The sequence below is a fragment of the Psychrobacter sp. H25 genome (genome assembly GCF_059076335.1).
Genome location: NZ_JCACRV010000001.1, coordinates 2,354,004 through 2,370,899, shown reverse-complemented (window position 1 = coordinate 2,370,899; position 16,896 = coordinate 2,354,004). Strand labels below are relative to the sequence as shown.

Below are 16,896 nucleotides of genomic sequence, written 5' to 3'. Positions count from 1 at the left end.
AGCGCATAAGAGAACCTCTATCTTAGCAAGATTACCGTAGCCGTTTTGACCGTTTTTAATAGAAACTTTTTTATCGCCTCAGGTCTTTGAATGAGAGCTTCTCTATTTCAGTGTGCTGCTCTATACACTGCACCAACTTTTTATTCCTCTCCCCTTTATGGTGCACTTTTATTAACAATCGTGCACTAAATTAATGAAAACAACCGACAAGATTTAATTATTGCTCAATTATTACTCGATTACTGACTTTTTTGACTTGGCACAGAACTTGAAGTCTTAATTATTGTTCAGCAGCAGTATTTTTACTTTTTGTGTTTATTTAGGAGATGTCCATGTTTTCGTTACCAACTTTAGCCAATCCTCAGTGTGTTGACTCTCACTTACCCAGCAAAATCAAATCTCGCTTCTCACTATTAACCATCGCTGTCGTTGGTAGCTTGAGCCTCGCTGGCTGTCAAAAACCTGCTGAAACGGCGACCTCTACAGAGACAACAACCGAAACCACTACAGAAACAACGACGACTCCTGCTGCTGATGGCGACACCATCAAAGTGGGCATTTTGCATTCACTATCTGGCACCATGGCAATCTCCGAAACCTCTCTAAAAGACACGGCACTCATGACCATCGATGAGATTAATGCCAGCGGCGGCGTACTCGGCAAACAGCTAGAACCTGTGGTCGTTGATCCTGCTTCTGATTGGCCGTTGTTTGCTGAAAAAGCCCGTCAACTACTCACCCAAGACAAAGTAGATGTTATTTTTGGTGGCTGGACATCAGTATCACGCAAGTCAGTATTACCAGTGGTTGAAGAGCTAAATGGCTTGATGTTCTATCCTGTGCAGTACGAAGGACAGGAGCAATCAGAAAACATCTTTTATACTGGCGCAGCGCCTAATCAGCAGGCTATACCCGCGGTTGAATACTTAATGAGTGAAGAAGGTGGCGGCGCAGAACGCTTTGTACTGTTAGGTACTGATTACGTCTACCCACGAACCACCAACCAGATCTTAAAGGCGTTCTTAAAGTCAAAAGGTATTGCTGATGAAGACATCATGGAAGAGTACACACCGTTTGGCTTTAGTAATTATCAAACCATCGTCTCCAATGTCAAAAAGTTCTCAACAGGCAAAAAGACAGCCGTAATCTCTACCATCAATGGCGACTCAAATGTTCCGTTCTATCGTGAACTTGCCAACCAAGGTATCAACGCCTCAGACATTCCGGTTATGGCATTCTCAGTCGGTGAAGAAGAGCTACGCGGCATCGATACCAGTTTATTGCAAGGGCATTTGGCGGCATGGAACTACTTTATGTCGATCAAAAACCCAACCAACAGCGACTTTACCAAACGTTATAAGCAGTATGCACTAGATCAAAAACTACCAAATGCTGAAAAGGTTGTGACCAATGATCCGATGGAAGCCACCTATGTGGGCATCAATATGTGGAAACAAGCCGTTGAACAAGCAGGTACCACTGATGTCGATAAAGTACGTATTAGCATGGCTGGACAGACATTTGATGCGCCTTCAGGCTACACGCTAAAAATGGATGAGGAAAACCATCATTTATGGAAACCTGTCATGATTGGTCAAATTCGTGCCGATGGTCAATTTGATACGATTTTTAAGACGCCAGAAGTCATCCAAGCTCAGCCTTGGAGCGAGTACATTCCTAAATAGATCGTATTTTTAATGACTGTATGCTGACAAATATATGGCTGGTGAGCCTATAACGCCTGAGCATAATCACGAATCAGAGCGCGTTCAACCGCCATAGCTATGTTTGACTTTATAGTTATGTTTGACCTTTTAAAACCCTTCAAACTTTATCAAACCTTTATCGCTTAAGACATGAGCGGTAGAGGCTGAAGGTTTGTTGTCTGTAAAACATAGGGAGCCGCATATGCAGCGCCACACTTTACGCCCATTTGCAGGGCAAATATCGTCCAAAAATGATAACGCTCAACAAGCATCGTTAAGCGGGCTAATGACGCACGTCACTCGTTTTTCAGTGTGCACGATTTTGCGGCTACTTGCAGTCACCACGTTATTCATAACGACCTTGGCCACCACTGCACATGCTGATCACGGTGACCATGGTAATACAGAACATGCCCATGACCATATGATTAAGGCCACTCAATCTGCGAACACCGTCGCTGCGACATCGGAGTCAATGACCGACGGTAATGACACATTACGCATAAACAATGATCAGTCATTGACCACACCTGCTAATGCCTCAACGCCTGCAAAATCTCCCACTGCTCATCCAGCAACGATTAGCCAAGCAACTGTAGGCGATGCTATTCCCCAATTTGTGGCAGGAGACTTTAGTCAACGCCAAGCCATGCTAAGCAATTGGCCAGGATCGGTTGAGAGTTTGGACAGTTTGGTTGAGTTGATTGCAAATGACGAGCTATACCAAGGCAATGATGGACAGACTTATTTGCTCAATGCAGAGGATCAGCTATTTACTTATCCTGACAAAAAAGAAACGTCAGACTGGCCTAGTGATTTATCACAAATAACGTTGACCAACACATTACGCTCAGCGCTTATTTTTGGACAGGCAAAGGTAAAGCTCGAATCTGATAAGCCAGCTCAGCGCCTGCAAGCGGTGGAGATTTTGGCTAATAACATCGATCAAGTCGATCCAGCCATTATCACAGCAGCAGCCGCAAATGAAGACAATACCAAAGTCAAAAAAGCATTAGCCGCACTACAAGCTCGTATTGACTTCAAAAACGGTGACCTCCCCACTCAGATCGCCGCGGTCAATCTACTCGCCGATAGCGACAGCCCGCAGGTATTGGTTGATATCGAGTCCGCTCTTGCAGCCGATAACGTGGATCCTACGCTCGAAGCAGCGCTAATTGATGCCAGAGATAGCGTGGCACGCCGTATTCAGATAAGCACGTGGACGGGGCATATTTTCACTGGTATGAGTACGGCCAGTATTTTATTGCTAGCAGCGCTTGGTCTTGCAATTACCTTTGGGTTGCTTGGCGTCATTAATATGGCGCACGGTGAGCTGATCATGATTGGCGCTTATACCACCTATATGGTGCAAAACGCATTCCAAGCTTATATGCCAGACATGGCGGGCTGGTACTTGCTTGTTGCTATTCCCGCAGCATTTTTGGTCAGCGCCATCATCGGTATGATTATTGAGCGCATTGTCATTCGTCCGTTATATGGTCGTGAGCTAGAGACACTATTAGCGACCTTTGGCGTGAGTCTGATTCTCATGCAGCTGGTGCGGATGATTTTTGGCGCACAAAACGTTGAAGTCAGTAACGTGGCATGGCTCAGCGGTGCGTATCAAGTGTCCTCAAGCCTAGTACTACCTTATAACCGTATCGCCATTATCGTGTTTACGGTCATCGTCGTGGCGCTACTGGTGTACTTGCTCAACAAGACTCGCTTTGGGTTATTTATACGCGCCGTCACTCAAAACCGTCAAATGGCGCGTGCCGTTGGTATCCCTTCAGCACGCATCGATATGATGGCATTCGGTCTAGGCTCTGGGCTGGCTGGTATGGCAGGTTGTGCACTGGCGCAAGTAGGCAACGTCGGTCCTGATCTGGGTCAGGCCTATATCATTGATACGTTTTTAGTCGTCGTTGTGGGCGGTGTCGGACAAGTGTGGGGCGCGGTATTGGCCGCCTTGGGATTGGGTGTCAGTGGCACCGTACTTGAGATTGGTATTGGCGCAGTATTGGCTAAGATTGTGCTGTTGGTTCTTGTGATTCTGTTTATTCAGAAGCGGCCACAAGGTTTATTTGCCCTCAAAGGCCGCTTTGTCGAATAAGGAGAGCTCTATGATACTGACCAAATTACTGTCTGACTCGCGGCGCAGTGCCATTTTAATCGGTTTATGTTTTGCCATACTTTTAATACTCCCTTGGCTACACCTAATGCCAGAGACCTCACCTTTTCATCTCTCAGCTTATTGGATCACGCTTATTGGTAAGATCATGGCACTGGCGATGGTAGCATTAGCACTAGATCTGGTCTGGGGCTATGCTGGCATTCTAAGCTTGGGACATGGTCTATATTTTGCGTTGGGTGGTTATGCGTTTGGTATGTACTTAACGCGTGAGACTGCTGGCAATGGCTTGCCTGATTTTATGCGTTTTCTGAGCTGGACTGAGATGCCATGGTACTGGGCAGGTACGCAGCATTTTTGGTGGGCAGTAGCATTAGTAGTCTTAGTACCAGGACTGATTGCCTTTATCTTTGGTTTTTTTGCCTTTCGCTCCAAGATCAAAGGCGTATATTTCTCCATCATCACCCAAGCAATGGTATATGCTGCAGCGTTGCTATTCTTCCGTAACGAAACAGGCTTCGGTGGTAATAATGGTTTTACTGGTTTCACTACCCTTTTAGGCTACGATATTACGGCTGCCTCAACCCGTGCCGTGCTATGTTTCGTGACTGCTTTGGCACTGCTGGTGTCTTACATGGGTTTGCGTCATTTGATGAACCAGCCTTATGGACGCGTACTGGGTGCGATTCGCGATAGCGAAAACCGCTTGCAGTATTTGGGTTATCGTACCCTATGGTACAAGCTATCCGCTTGGGTATTGTCCGCTGTCATTGCTGGTATCGCAGGCGCGCTCTATGTGCCGCAAGTCGGTATTATCAACCCGAGTGAAATGAACCCTGTGAACTCAATCGAGATGGCAGTCTGGGTCGCGACTGGCGGCCGAGGAAGTTTGATCGGTGCGATTTTGGGAACGGGTGTGGTGAATGCGGTCAAAACCTACTTTACAGTCGCTTACCCTGAGTTTTGGCTATTGATATTAGGCGGGCTATTCGTCGTAGTCACCTTGTTTTTACCCAATGGCATTATGGGCTTGTTTGACCGATTCAAAAAGGAGAAACAATAATGCTAAGTGATAAACCATCAACGACTGAGCAGCTTATCAATGAGTATGGGCGTACTCATGGCGGTACGGGACGCAGTCATCCTAAGCCATCAGGCGTCGATTTTAGCCACGGTATTGCGCTATACCTAGAAGATGTGAGCGTTTGGTTTGATTCATTTCGAGCACTCAACAATCTCTCACTCTATATCGAAGAGGGCGAGCTACGCTGTATTATTGGTCCCAATGGTGCAGGTAAAACCACGCTGATGGATGTCATCACTGGTAAGACCCGCCCTACTGACGGTAGTGTATTTTTTGGTCAAACGCATAACCTTGCTAGCCTATCTACCGAAGAAATCGCTGAAGCAGGTATCGGTCGTAAGTTTCAAAAGCCCACCGTATTTGAAAATTTTAATGTCATGGATAATTTACTACTTGCGGCGCCAAAAGATAAGCGCGTTGCTAAAAGCTTATTTAACAAACTCGATGCCGATACTCGCGACACACTCGATGCTACTCTTGAACAAATTCGTTTGACCGACAAAACCAACAAACCTGCCGGGCTGCTCTCTCACGGTCAAAAGCAATGGCTAGAGATTGGCATGCTGCTGATGCAGAGCCCCAAGCTTATTTTGCTCGATGAGCCAGTAGCAGGCATGACCGATGCCGAAACCGAGCATACAGCAGAGCTATGTCTACGACTAAAGAAAAATCATACTCTAGTGGTGGTTGAGCATGACATGACTTTTATCGATGCTATCAGTGAAAAAGTCACAGTATTGGCACAAGGGGCGATATTAGCCGAAGGTACTTTGGCGGAAGTGCAAGCCAATGAAGCGGTTATTGAGTCCTATTTGGGCCGATAATTGGTCAATAGCTAGAGTGATGATCAAGTGTATCTCGAGTAAATACACGGCTAGACAATATAGACATCAGAAAACAATGTAGAGGTTAGGAGACCGTCATGTTACAAGTCAATGGCATCAATCAATATTACGGCGGCAGTCATATTTTACGAGACGTCTCGTTCACAGCACCTATAGGCGCGTGCAGCGTGGTACTTGGGCGTAATGGCGTGGGCAAAACCACGCTGCTCAAATGCTTAATGGGTATATTGCCGATCAAATCAGGGCAAATCTTACTCAACGATAAAGACATCAGTAAGATGTCACCAGAGCAGCGTGTCCGAGCAGGTTTGGCCTATGTACCGCAAGGTCGCGATATCTTTTCGACACTGACGGTAGAAGAAAATATCTTGATTGGTATGGCAAAATTCTCACGCAGTAAAGCCAAGCAAGTACCCAAGCATTTATATGATATCTTTCCAGTGCTCGATGAGATGAAGCATCGTCGCGGCGGTGATCTGTCTGGTGGCCAGCAGCAGCAGCTTGCTATCGCTCGTGCGCTCGCCTCCGAGCCATCAGTATTGATCTTGGATGAGCCAACCGAAGGTATACAGCCGTCTATTATCAAAGATATCGGCCGCGTGCTTCGCGACTTAGCAGACAAGGGTGATATGGCGATTGTGTTGGTCGAGCAGTTCTATGAGTTTGCCGAAGAGCTCGCTGATAACTATACAGTGCTATCACGGGGCAAGGTTGTGTCTCAAGGTGCAGGCGACACCATGGTCGACAACAACGTACAAGAACTGGTGGCTATCTAATTGTTTCAATCCTATCTACTTGGTAGTGGGCATCTTTTATGCGCTAAGAACGCCATACTTTTCTTAGACTGTCCACTATCAAGAACCTCCTATGGTCACCTCAACCCCTTCTTCTATCACTGCGGCTATATCTGAGATCTAACGCTCCTTATCTCTCACACCTCTTGCCTAGCACTCTATCAACGACCCTCAACACCAATAGTAAATCTCCTAGCGCCCCCTAACTGGCGTCATAGCAATTATGTATGCTGGGCGCATGAAATTTGCTATTATAGTCAGCACTTTATTATCAATATTATGACACTCTTATGACGATTCACCCTCAGTACGATCCTGTCGCTTTAGCACTGGGACCTGTCGAAGTCCACTGGTATGGGCTGATGTATTTACTGGCATTTGCTGCCGCTTATGGCCTGGCATGGTATCGCAGTACCAAGCGTGAGGGCTGGACGACAGATATGGTCTCAGACTTAGTGTTCTTTGGCGCACTTGGCGTTATCTTAGGCGGCCGTGTCGGTTATGTGTTGTTTTATCAATTTAGCGAGCTGCTACAAAACCCTGCCTACTTGTTCAAAGTCTGGGAAGGCGGTATGTCATTCCATGGCGGTCTGATCGGTGTGATGCTAGGTATGCTGTACTTTGCTCGCAAGTATAAAAAGACACCGTTTCAAGTGCTTGATTTTATCGTACCCTGCGTACCGACGGGTTTGCTGTTTGGTCGCATCGGTAACTATATCAACGGCGAGCTATGGGGCCGCGTCTCTGATGGTGGCTATAACTGGCTCACCTACTTTCCCCAAGCGGCTGGGTTTGATATGCAGCAGCTACAGGCCAATCCGGCACTGCAAGACGTTATGACTGAGGTCAATGGTCAGTACCTACTACCTCGTCATCCGTCACAGCTATACGAGGCCTTTGCCGAAGGTCTGCTATTGTTCTTATTCCTGTGGTGGTATTCATCAAAACCCCGTCCACGCATGGCGGTGACTGGTGTCTTTATGCTGGGCTATGGCTTGAGCCGTTTCATCATTGAGTTCTTCCGTCAGCCAGACGTTGATCAAGGGTTTATCTTGCTCGGTTGGATGACCAAAGGTCAGATATTGAGCGCACCGATGATTATTATTGGTCTGTTTTTGATCGGTTACGCTTACAAGCGCGGCATCTACGACTGGGGCAAACAAGCGGCTTACTAAGGCTGTGCTCCCAGTAGAGTGATGGATAACTTGAATAATAGGGTAAATGGTCGCAGCACCTACCCTAGCAATACTTTTCATAATGACAGCGGCGGTATCGGTTATTTGACTAGTCGGTAGCTACTGTCAGCAGTAACTAAAGAGCATTTTTATGATCAATGGTAACCACAGTAATAACGAGCAAGCGTATCTTGATTTGCTACGCCACGTCTTAGACAACGGTACCGAAAAAGGTGATCGTACGGGTACGGGTACGCTGAGTCACTTTGGTGCGCAGTTGCGTTTTGACTTAGCAGAAGGTTTTCCACTGCTAACCACCAAAAAGGTTCACTTCAAATCTATTGCTTACGAACTGCTATGGTTTTTGAGTGGTAGCACTCATGTTCAGTACCTACAAGACAATGGAGTGCGCATTTGGAATGAGTGGGCAATAGCGGAGCAAACCGCACGCTTCAATCGTCCCGAAGGTGATCTTGGCCCAGTATATGGTCATCAATGGCGCAACTATGGCGCGACCAAAAATGAAGACGCCAGTTATAATTCTGATGGCGTCGATCAAATTGCACAAGTGGTCGAACAAATAAAAACCAATCCTAACTCGCGCCGCTTGATTGTTTCAGGTTGGAATCCAGGTGAGGCAGAGCAAGTAGCACTGCCCCCTTGTCATACGTTGTTTCAGTTCTTTGTGGCAGACGGCAAACTCTCTTGTCAGCTGTATCAGCGTTCGGCTGATTTATTTTTGGGTGTGCCATTCAATATCGCCAGCTATGCGTTATTGACTCACATGGTGGCACAGGTTTGCGGTCTGGATGTCGGTGAGTTCGTCTGGACAGGTGGTGATTGCCATATCTATCAAAACCACCGCGAGCAAGCTGAGTTGCAACTGACACGTTCGCTTTATAAGCTGCCAACACTGTCTTTGAATACGGATATCACAGATATATTTGCGTTTAAATATGAAGATATTAGCGTCAATGACTACGAGTCGCACCCTGCTATCAAGGCAAAAGTTGCTGTATAGAGCTGGTCTTAGTACCCGCTCTACGTAAGATCAAAATTTAGAAATATAAACGTTTAAAAATATAGTATAAAGGACACATTATGAGCTATGCCCACACTGAAGTCGCCCAGATCGCTGCCATAAGTAGCAATCGTTGTATCGGTAAAGACAATAAACTACCGTGGCACATCTCGGCAGATCTGCAACATTTCAAAAAAATGACCACACGCGATCCGCAAAATACTGCATCTAGTAGTGATATGCAGGGCATCGTTATCATGGGCCGTAAAACATTTGAGTCAATGGATAGCAAGCCACTACCCAAACGTGTGTGCTTCATCATCTCTACCCGGATGGACTATGCAGAGCAGCAAGGGCTAGTCGGACATGACCACGTGCATGTGGTTCATAATTTGGACGATGCACTCACTCACGCGGCAAGTTTGGCACATGGGCTACACCTAGATACGATTTGGGTGATTGGCGGTGAGCGTGTATTCAGTGAAGCGCTGATGTATACCGATCGTATTGAACTGACCCACGTAGATACTGATATTACCGATGGTGATGCGTTCTATCCTGAGTTACCTGCTCGTTTCAACGTAGCAGAAGAGTCTGAGCAGATGCATGATGAAAAAAGTGATTTAAACTTTAAATTTACGACTTATAAAGTAGAAGCCTAACGTCAGTTAGTCTTCTATTCTACTTAAAAGCATATAACGTAAGAGGAGAAATCAAATATGGAAAATTAAAAAAGCCCAGCAACGCTAATTGCTGAGCTTAAAAAACATTTAAATAAGACAACCGTGGAGCTAGGCTCCATTGTTAGCATATTGCAAATATTTTATATACCTGTCGGAAGGTCCATATATTTTATAGCAAATGCTAATAAACGTCTACGTCTCCATTGTTGTGAAATTATCATCATAATCATGGAGGTCATAATGGCCATTCAATGCGGTTATCCTAAAGCTGTGCACGTACGTTGGTACTGGAGATATAGATTTAATCGCTGGGAACACGTTTGCGAGCATTGTCGCAGTTACCCGAATCAACAGTTGAGTTTTGATTTTTAATAATTAAAACTTTCTAATATTAAAAAGACAAAATCCTAATGGATTTTGTCTTTTTCTATGCAATGAACAAAATTACTCGTGCAGTACTTTATAGACTGTTTTTGCGAGTACAGGTCCAATTCCCTGCACACCTGCCAGCTCTTGCTGTGACGCGCCAAGCAACTGCTGCATACCGCCGAAGTGGTTAAGCAAATCGCGGCGGCGCTTTTCACCAAGCCCCGGTATAACTTCTAACACCGATGAGGAGCGGCGCTTATCGCGTTTTTTACGGTGCGCAGTAATGGCAAACCGGTGCGCCTCATCACGAATATGCATCAATAAATGTAGCGCCTTGCTATCCATCGGCAGATCTAACGGCTCATGATCGATGAAATGTAGCACCTCAAGTCCCGCTTTGCGTCCCTCGCCCTTTGCCACACTGATAAGCAAGGTATCACCTAGGATACCCAATTCTGTTAGCACTTCTTTTGCGATACCAAGCTGTCCTTTCCCGCCGTCAACCAGCAATAGATCAGGCAATGGCTGCTTTTTGTAGCGTCTGGTCAGCACTTGCTTCATGGCGGCATAGTCATCACCGCCTTGGATATCATGAATAGCATACTGACGGTAATCTCGCTTACGTGCGCCGCCTTGATCAAACACCACACAGCTACCAATGGTCGCCTCACCCATCGTATGAGAGATATCAAAACACTCGATACGGTCAACGGTGCGGTCTGTCACATCAGCCAGTACGTCCTTTAGTGCACCAAAGCGCGCATGCAGCTCTAGATAATCTCCCAACTTGGTTTTTAGCGCATTACTGGTGTTGAGCGTTGCCAAATCCAGCCATTCTGAGCGATGCTCGCGCACATTGGTCTTAATGGTTACTTTACTGCCAAAATGCGTTGCCAGTGCTTCGCTCACTGCCACCTGATCTGGTATCTCATGACTCAAGATAATCTCGGCTGGTAGGTCATCGGTCACCTGAAAGTAAAATGATGTGATAAAAGCCGATAGATTATCTGCTAGCGACTCACTACTATCCACATCGGGGAAGTAGTTTTTGCCGCCTAACACGCGGCCACCGCGTACGGTCAGTATGTTGACGCAGGTCATGCCAGCCTGACTGGCAATCGCGATTACATCAGCCTCGCCTTGTACCGTATAGACTGCTTGTCTTGCCTGCACTTCGCGTAACATGGACAGCTGATCACGATAAAACACCGCCTTTTCAAAATCTAGCGCTTCAGCAGCCCCTTCCATTTTTTCAATTAGCGTACTATGAATATCACCCGAGTCACCTTTCAAAAACCGAATGGTATTATTCACATCTTCCGCATATTCCTCTGGCGATACCAGACCGACACAGGGCGCACGGCAACGCTTAATCTGATACTCAAGACAAGGGCGCTGACGCTGCTTAAAAAAAGTATTGGTACATTGACGCATTTGAAACATTTTCTGCATCAATACCAGCGTTTCTTTTGCGGCGTGGGCGGATGGGAATGGGCCAAAAAAACGACCTTTTTGATGGTTGCCTTTGCCGCGTCCATACGCCAAACGTGGATAAGGCTTATCGGCTGAGATAAACACATAGAGGTATGATTTATCATCACGCAGCAGGACATTATAGGGTGGGCGATGTTCTTTGATGAGGTTTTGTTCGAGCAGTAGTGCCTCGGTCTCACTACGCGTGATAATGGTCTCAATATTATGAATCCGAGCCACCAATGCGCGCGTCTTTGGATGATCAATCGTCTTGGCAAAGTAACTGTTCACACGGCTTTTTAGCGACTTAGCTTTACCCACATATAAAATATCACCGTTTTTTCCCAGCATCTTATACACCCCTGGCAAGTTTGGCAGGCGTTTGATGAGATGTTTGAGGCGGGCTTTTTCATCATCGACAGGGCTTGTTTCTGAGACGTTGACCATAGACTTTTTTGCTCTTAAAACCTTAATTGATATAGCCAGTTATGGGGCGGGAATGCTCATTTTACAAGCGAGTAGATCGTGTATGATGACTCACAAAAAAGCCAGCTTGATGCTGACTTCGTATGATTTATCTTATTTTAAGGTATGTTGACCGTTCAACTATGGCACTGATAGAGACAATTTTTTGACGATTCAAGGTAAAAATAGTGAGTATAGTCAGTCTATGCTTATCAATGAAGCGACAAAAAGAGTCATGTCCCCTGCTTTTATTATTGGCGGAAGCTTGCCATCAATGCTGGGATGCCAGGCAGCATACCAACGATAGCCATTACCCCTGTCAGCACCACAAACATAATGCCTGGTATGATCCAGCGGCTCATTTTAGATAAGCCCGCACTGCGCTCTTTAGAGCCAATTAAGCCTAAATTATCGAGCAGTAATGTGAGCGACCAACCAAAAGCGGGATTGACCAGTGCAGAAGCAAACACCACGATAGCAGCAGACTGCGTGGTCTTTCCTTCGCGCGTCATCTCCATGCCCGCTTCTAGCAATGGGATAAACACCCCTACGATCAATGCCACACACATCACAGGCTGCCAGATGGCCAAATCCATCGGATAACCCCAAACCCCTGCGATAACACAGAATAGTGCTGTCAATAACGCACCAGCCGGAATCGGACGCTTCGCAATCGCTGCTGGGACAATGTATGTGCCCCACGACGACGCAAAGTTGGCACCGCCCAGCACCGAACCCACTACTTGACGAAACGACGCACTGGTCATCGTATCATCAATGTCCATAAGTACTTTTTCAGTTCGTTTGGGATAGCTGATTTTTTGAAACACTTGATGACCCAAAAAATCTGGCGACCACATAGCAACGGCTAGGATGGCAAATGGTAGAACTACGATAAAGCTTTCAATCGTGGGCAGACCCAACATCCACCCTGTGTTTTCACCCCACCAATACATTGGATTCATGTTTGGTAGACCTGGCGCGGTCTGAAACTCAAAAGGCGCGCCCAATGCAAATGCAAGACCGCCGCCCAGTACGCAGCTAAGCGGTACCGCAAGCCAGCGCTTTTGCCAATGCTCAAGTAAGGCATATAGCAAGATAGTCGCCAGAATAATAAAGAAAGCAATGTGCGTCATACCAATACTTTCTGACCATGCAAAGAGATTTTTGACCTGCGATGTCGTACCAATAAACCCTAAGTAAATAAGTAGACCACCACAGACGCCTTTACTGGTCAAGTTGGCCAGCAAACTCCCCCCTTTACTGATAGCAAGGAGTAGACCAAAAGCACCGATAAGCAAACCAAATGCCATAGGGTGACCACCAGCGGCCACAACAATAGGAATCAATGGAATGAGTGGACCATGAGTACCAGCCAGGTTGGCTGTCGGTAATAAGAAACCAGAAAACAAGATAATGAAGAACGAAACAATCAATAGCTCATAGCGTACGTTTTCTAGAACAAAAGCATCGCCCAACCCTAGTGGTCCTGCAAACGTTGCGGCAATAGCACCCACCATAACTACTTTGCCAATCGTTGCTGCCATCGCTGGGATCGTATCTTCATACTCAAAACGATAATCTCGAAACGGCAAATTAGGTCGCCAGCGCTTCGGCTGCATGATCTGTAATTCATGGTTCAGATAAGCATCGCGATTATCAAAGCTTGAGCTTGGCTTATGTAATTCTGGATAGCTACCCTCTCTGTTACTGTCATTATTATTGTCATGATCGGATAGGTTCGGCGTCGGATTAGACCCCGGAGAAGGGGTCTGAGGGTTACTCATCACATTTCCTTGTGTGGATTACGTCTTTTATGGTTGCTAATACTCTGATCAAGTACTGAGTAGATCAATGTGTCCATCGCAAACTGCAAACTATTGTATGCTATGCATTGGTGAAATGCGACCCAAAACTCATGTAAAGATACTGTGTGTCTCACTATAATACATAAATGAAAGTTTGCATTTGTAATGGTACAAAGCCCAATAGAACTTTGTAGATGCGCTATATTGACAATATATAAGTGCATACCAAATAAATATATTGTTTTTTTGGTTACGCTTTAGAGCTAGCGAGCGTAGCCATTTTTCACTATGATAAATATTTTTTGACGATCTTCACCTGATAGTCAATACCGAAAAACAGTACTACTGGTAATATCAAAAAATTGAAAAAAGCAACAGGATAGAGCTATGAGTGTATTTCCCGCTAATTTTGAGACTTTAAAGCGTCGAGCAAAACAAAGTATCATGCCATTACTGACACCGCACCTTTTAAAGCTGCGACTCAATACTTATGCTCCATACATTGGCGCAGGTATCAAAATCGACCATATCAGCCTCGATCAGGGATTATGTGTGGTCAGCATGGGACTGACCACGCTAAACAAAAACATCGTCGGTACTCAATTTGGTGGTAGCTTATATTCGATGGTTGACCCCTTCTACATGCTCATGCTGATGCATCAACTGGGTAGCAACTACGTGGTATGGGACAAAAGCTCAAGTATTGACTTTGTCGCGCCCGGCAATAGCAAAGTCACTGCACGCATGAAAATACCCAGCTCAGAAGTCATTACCATTCAAGAACTGGCAAAAGATGGTGACGCTGTATTCCGCGAATATAAAGTCGACATCGTCGATGATCAACAAAAACTCATCGCTACCGTCACTAAGACGTTATATATCCGACTGCGAAAATACAGTAAGTCTAAAGAGCAAGTCAGCCGAATTGAAACACCTGACCCTGAATAACTACTGATTGTTAGTCTTAGGTTGATGATTGATGGTTGATAAAATCTACATTTATAATGGCACACATACAAAAACCCCAATCTAGCATACGCATAGATTGGGGTTTCGTCTTTTTTGGTATGGCCCGCTTATTTATAAATAAACCTATGAATAAGGGCTTGTATCTACTATTACCTTATCTTGAGTCAACCCTAAAATAATACGATCAACTCAAAACGGCAAACTTGTGCTTAAATACCAGGTGCGGTATCAACGGCATCAGGTACGCCAGCATCAGTCTTTTTCTGAGCTGGACGTGGCGCAAGTTTTTCGCGGATACGTGCTGATTTACCAGAACGCTCACGTAAGTAGTACAGTTTCGCACGGCGAACAGCACCGCGGCGTTTCACTTCAATGCTATCAATGATTGGTGAATGCAACTGGAATGCACGCTCAACACCAACGCCGCTTGAGATTTTACGTACGGTAAACGCTGAGTTTAGACCGCGGTTACGCTTAGCAATTACAACGCCTTCAAAAGCCTGTAAACGCTCACGCTCACCTTCACGTACTTTTACTTGTACCACAACGGTATCGCCGGGTGCAAAGCTTGGGCGCTCAATCAATTGAGCATTTTCGATGACCTGAACCAATGGATGCTTGTTGCTCATGAGAGTTATCTCCTCACATTAGATAATAGAGGCTTGACGCATATCACCTGTTTGTAATAATTAATTATATCTCTTTATAGTGAGACACAACGTAAATGGGTTATAACCAACGGCCACTATGTGATGACTCGTTTTATTATTGCTCAAAATTCTGTCTTTTAACTGTTTATCAAGCTTAAAAGCGATAAAACTAGATTTTGAAAATCTACTTTTTATCTACTTTTGCCAGTGCTTTTAGCCACTTCGCTTGCTCTGCCGTTGGGGTAAACGCTTGCCACAAATCTGGACGACGCGTTTGCGTACGACTGACTTGCTGAGCAAAACGCCACTTGGCGATATTGGCATGGTGACCTGATAGTAATACTTCAGGAACTGCCATGCCGGCAAACTCATGTGGCTTAGTATAATGTGGACAGTCAAGCAAGCCATCGACGAACGAGTCTTGCTCTGCTGACTTGTCATCACCCATGATATCAGGTAGACGACGTATTACACTATCCATCAGCACCATCGCTGGTAGCTCACCACCAGTCAACACATAATCACCTAATGACACTTCCATATCGACATACTGTGACAGCAGACGCTCATCGATACCTTCATAACGACCGCATAATAAAATCATGCCATCGTAATCAGTCATACCGACTACGCTACTCTCACTAAGCGTCTGTCCTTGTGGCGACATATAGATCACCGGACAGTGCTCGCTATCGATACGGCAGCCATGCTGACTGGCGCGCAAACGGGCATCCTCGATGGCTTTCGATAATGGCTCAGCCATCATCACCATCCCAGGACCGCCACCATAAGGGCGCTCATCAATACGGCGATAGTTATCAGTGGTATAATCACGTGGATTAATGCATTCAATCGTAACTTGCTCTTGAGTCACTGCCCGTCCCGTGATTCCAAACTCACGAATCGTGGCAAACATCTCAGGAAAAATACTAATTACGGCAAAATACATCTGATGTCTACTTACATTGAGGCTAAAACAATCGGTGTAAATATCAATAACGTCTAACTAAAAGCTAGAATCGATATTAATAATCACTCGGCCATGCCACAAGTACTGTCTTTTCAGTCATATTGACCTCTATTACAGTTTGCTTGTGCCATGGAACTAGGCGCTCTTCATTATCCAAACTGTCTGAATTGGCCGCTACGCGCATGATGTCATGGGCACCGGTTTCAAACATTTCAGTGATATTGCCTAGATACTCATCCTGCTCGTTCATCACGCGCAGACTGACCAAATCCGACCAATAATATTCGTCTTCAGCTGTTTCAGGCAAGACGTTTTGTTCGACCCAAACGGTAACACCGTTCATAGTCTCAGCAACATTACGATCAGGAATCTGCTCAAATTGAGCCACAATTCCTGTTCCTTGCTCACGCCAAGCTTTCACAGTCAAAGGTTTCATACCAGTGGCAGTTTTCATCCACCACGGCTTCATATCGAATATCGCTGTACGATCATCCGTATCACTGAATACCCATAGCCAACCTTTGATGCCGTAAGGCTTCTTAAGCTGACCGATTTTCATAAGGGCACTAGCGTTTGGAATGGATGACATAGCAGCTAACCTAACAATGATTACAACAGCAATTGCAAAAACAATTGTGTCAAAAGCGATAAACAGTTAATGGCGCACCCTGGTCAGACCAGTTACGCTATGTATTCTAAAGTCTACTGAATCAACTTGTAGTTAGACTATAAGTGGCTCAGTAACAGCAAAAA

Annotated in this window: 14 protein-coding genes; 9 read left to right on the top strand and 5 right to left on the bottom strand. The window is 45.5% G+C overall.

Annotated features, from left to right (window positions below; translation table 11 throughout):
- The first annotated feature begins 332 nt into the window (after positions 1–332).
- The 8 genes from urtA to AC5JPO_RS09615 all read left to right on the top strand — a co-directional run bounded on the left by urtA (position 333) and on the right by AC5JPO_RS09615 (position 9,418).
- The gene (gene urtA / locus AC5JPO_RS09650) at positions 333–1,685 is read left to right on the top strand and encodes an urea ABC transporter substrate-binding protein (protein ID WP_443526694.1); all 1,353 of its coding nucleotides are present in this window, start codon (positions 333–335) and stop codon (positions 1,683–1,685) included.
- A gap of 496 nt (positions 1,686–2,181) precedes the next feature.
- Entirely contained in the window at positions 2,182–3,819 is a 1,638-nt protein-coding gene (gene urtB / locus AC5JPO_RS09645) for an urea ABC transporter permease subunit UrtB (RefSeq protein ID WP_493854033.1), read from the top strand.
- 28 nt (positions 3,820–3,847) lie between these two features.
- Complete coding sequence (gene urtC / locus AC5JPO_RS09640; protein ID WP_493854032.1) at positions 3,848–4,900, top strand: urea ABC transporter permease subunit UrtC; 1,053 nt, start codon at positions 3,848–3,850, stop codon at positions 4,898–4,900.
- The gene (gene urtD / locus AC5JPO_RS09635) at positions 4,900–5,745 is read left to right on the top strand and encodes an urea ABC transporter ATP-binding protein UrtD (protein WP_443526696.1); all 846 of its coding nucleotides are present in this window, start codon (positions 4,900–4,902) and stop codon (positions 5,743–5,745) included. Before urtC ends, urtD begins: the two co-directional genes overlap by 1 nt.
- A gap of 98 nt (positions 5,746–5,843) precedes the next feature.
- The gene (gene urtE / locus AC5JPO_RS09630) at positions 5,844–6,542 is read left to right on the top strand and encodes an urea ABC transporter ATP-binding subunit UrtE (RefSeq protein WP_443526698.1); all 699 of its coding nucleotides are present in this window, start codon (positions 5,844–5,846) and stop codon (positions 6,540–6,542) included.
- Positions 6,543–6,850: 308 nt separating this feature from the next.
- Positions 6,851–7,735 (top strand): prolipoprotein diacylglyceryl transferase, encoded by an 885-nt coding sequence (gene lgt / locus AC5JPO_RS09625; protein ID WP_443526700.1) that lies wholly within the window; start codon positions 6,851–6,853, stop codon positions 7,733–7,735.
- A 151-nt stretch (positions 7,736–7,886) separates the two neighbouring features.
- Positions 7,887–8,756 (top strand): thymidylate synthase, encoded by an 870-nt coding sequence (locus AC5JPO_RS09620; RefSeq protein ID WP_443526701.1) that lies wholly within the window; start codon positions 7,887–7,889, stop codon positions 8,754–8,756.
- Positions 8,757–8,836: 80 nt separating this feature from the next.
- On the top strand, positions 8,837–9,418 hold the full coding sequence (locus AC5JPO_RS09615) for a dihydrofolate reductase (RefSeq protein ID WP_443526703.1): 582 nt from the start codon (positions 8,837–8,839) through the stop codon (positions 9,416–9,418).
- A 465-nt stretch (positions 9,419–9,883) separates the two neighbouring features.
- On the opposite strand, the gene uvrC is transcribed toward AC5JPO_RS09615, so the two are convergent.
- Together uvrC and AC5JPO_RS09605 are read right to left on the bottom strand one after the other, a co-directional pair.
- On the bottom strand, positions 9,884–11,728 hold the full coding sequence (uvrC, locus tag AC5JPO_RS09610) for an excinuclease ABC subunit UvrC (protein WP_443526704.1): 1,845 nt from the start codon (positions 11,726–11,728) through the stop codon (positions 9,884–9,886).
- Between the two features lie 269 nt (positions 11,729–11,997).
- On the bottom strand, positions 11,998–13,533 hold the full coding sequence (locus tag AC5JPO_RS09605; protein WP_443526706.1) for a DUF3360 family protein: 1,536 nt from the start codon (positions 13,531–13,533) through the stop codon (positions 11,998–12,000).
- 408 nt (positions 13,534–13,941) lie between these two features.
- Between AC5JPO_RS09605 and AC5JPO_RS09600 the strand changes: the two genes are divergently transcribed.
- The gene (locus AC5JPO_RS09600) at positions 13,942–14,502 is read left to right on the top strand and encodes a DUF4442 domain-containing protein (protein ID WP_443526708.1); all 561 of its coding nucleotides are present in this window, start codon (positions 13,942–13,944) and stop codon (positions 14,500–14,502) included.
- Between the two features lie 230 nt (positions 14,503–14,732).
- On the opposite strand, the gene rplS is transcribed toward AC5JPO_RS09600, so the two are convergent.
- The 3 genes from rplS to rimM all read right to left on the bottom strand — a co-directional run bounded on the left by rplS (position 14,733) and on the right by rimM (position 16,732).
- Entirely contained in the window at positions 14,733–15,152 is a 420-nt protein-coding gene (gene rplS, locus AC5JPO_RS09595) for a 50S ribosomal protein L19 (RefSeq protein ID WP_290176744.1), read from the bottom strand.
- 205 nt (positions 15,153–15,357) lie between these two features.
- Positions 15,358–16,122 (bottom strand): tRNA (guanosine(37)-N1)-methyltransferase TrmD, encoded by a 765-nt coding sequence (gene trmD, locus AC5JPO_RS09590; protein ID WP_443526710.1) that lies wholly within the window; start codon positions 16,120–16,122, stop codon positions 15,358–15,360.
- Between the two features lie 76 nt (positions 16,123–16,198).
- A complete protein-coding gene (gene rimM, locus AC5JPO_RS09585; RefSeq protein ID WP_443526711.1) occupies positions 16,199–16,732 on the bottom strand; it encodes a ribosome maturation factor RimM in 534 nt (177 codons plus the stop codon).
- Positions 16,733–16,896 lie beyond the last annotated feature (164 nt).